The 1,868-nt window shown below is 35.6% G+C and carries 2 protein-coding genes; both read right to left on the reverse strand.

What is annotated here, in order from left to right; translation table 11 throughout:
- Nucleotides 1-601: AAA family ATPase (locus tag FOT98_RS29985; protein WP_144291213.1), on the reverse strand; the 601-nt coding region annotated here is incomplete at its 3' end.
- Nucleotides 602-617: 16 nt separating this feature from the next.
- Nucleotides 618-1,478: a Flp pilus assembly protein CpaB gene (cpaB, locus tag FOT98_RS29990; protein WP_000804792.1), complete on the reverse strand. Its 861-nt coding sequence runs from the start codon at nt 1,476-1,478 to the stop codon at nt 618-620.
- Nucleotides 1,479-1,868 lie beyond the last annotated feature (390 nt).

Here is a 1,868-nt window from a genome sequence, read left to right on the forward strand (position 1 = left end):
CCATATTTAAAACATGAATCATACGAGGCAATGTTAGCTTTGCTTCTTCTAGTAGTTGTAATTCTCTTTTAATTGCTATTGCACCACGAGGGTTGCCGTTTAACACATGAATTACAAGGTCTGATTGGTATAGGATTGGATAACTCAGAACCTCAGATAATTCAGTTGGTACTGATAGAATGATAGAATCGTATTCTGTATCTACAAGTGATTCTATAAATGTCGTTACAAACAGTTCTTTGTTTTGAATCTCTGGGAATTGAGCTAAGTTATAACCTGATGGAAACACTAGAAAATCCATCTTATCGTGCAATTTTTGCATCAACCTTGGATTCATTTTTCTCTCTAATAAATCTTGCTTGGTACAAATATATTGCGAGAGATTGTATTCATTTTCTTTTCTTACAAGTTCTAAGATGTTTTTACTATCGTGGCTAAGACCAGTTCCAACCGCAAAGCTAGGTCTTACTTGGTCTGCTTCAACATAAAGCACCTTTTTCCCTAAATGAGCTAATTCATTTGCCATCGCAATACTTAATGTGCTTTTCCCTACATTTTCGTTTGTTGCATAAAAGGCAATGATTCTTGCTTGCCGCTCCATCTTAATAACCCCTTTCTTACTTAGATTCATTCAGATACTGTGCTACATACTCTTTTACATTTTTAGAAATTGGATTAGTCGAATGCTTCTCTACATAGTCTAAAATGTTCTTTTGATCAGATATTTGTGAGAATCCTTCAGCTGGTTCTAATTCTTTCCCTGTTTGCTCCACCTTTTGTCCAACTGCAACAGGAATGACATCTCCAAGTGTTTTTGCACGATTTAAGTATTGAAGTTGTTCAGGGGAAACAGCCAGTGTGTATAATCGCGTTACTTTAGGCTTTTGTTTTCCTTCTTGTTCCTCTTTTGATTCTTTCTTTTCTAGCACAAATGCATCTTCTGTATTGCTATCTTTTGCAGCCGTCACACGTACACGTTGGAACAGACCACCAAAGACAACCTTCTCATTGTCTCCTTCTTTCACAACTTGTTTGAAATACAAGTCCACATACGTGTTTGGGATAATACTATTCCCCGAACTTGTTTCCAAATCAACGAGTAACGGAAAAGCAACTTCTCCATCTTTCAAATTTAAAATAGCAGAGTCCGGTAACTCCTCTTTCTTTACTACTTTGTTTTTAAAGAGATAGCTATTTTCTGTAATGGGTTGCCCATCATTTGTCCACTTACCTACAACCTCTTTTTTATTTACACGTAATGCATTTGGGGGAATCGCATCACCAGGTAAAGTTCGTTCCACTAGCATGTCTTCTTTAATTTCTGTATGTGCAGGTATATCCTTTGCGGCTACAACAATCTTTGTTGGTTTTACAGCATTTTCTACTGCGAAATGATTGTATCCATAGATACCCGCTACTGTTGCAGCGGCTAGACCTACCGCAACAATCTGCTTCTTTTGAAACTTAGATGGCTTCAATGTTTGTATTCCTCCTTATGTAGCCTTTAAACGCAAAAAAAGGACACACCTATGGCATAATGCGCCTTAGGTGTGTCCTTTTAGCTAATCTAAAGTCTATATGAAAATGTTGGATTTGGTTTCTTTAATATTACAATTTCAATATTATGATATATAGAGTTATATGTCAATCATTTCTAAAAAAAATATTATTTTTACCATTTCAAACCTCTGATTTCAAAACTCAAAAACCCTTAAAAACATTGTCATATCAAGGTTTTTAAGCTATTAACCCACCCGTAAATATGGTATAATTAATATAACGTAACTGAATATTTCAGGGTGGTTGGTTGCTATCCTTTCTCTTTCATTTTATGGAGAAAGGAGGTGATCGCATGGAAATACTTTTCA

The organism is Bacillus sp. HY001, assembly GCF_007558965.1.
GTDB lineage: Bacteria > Bacillota > Bacilli > Bacillales > Bacillaceae_G > Bacillus_A > Bacillus_A mobilis.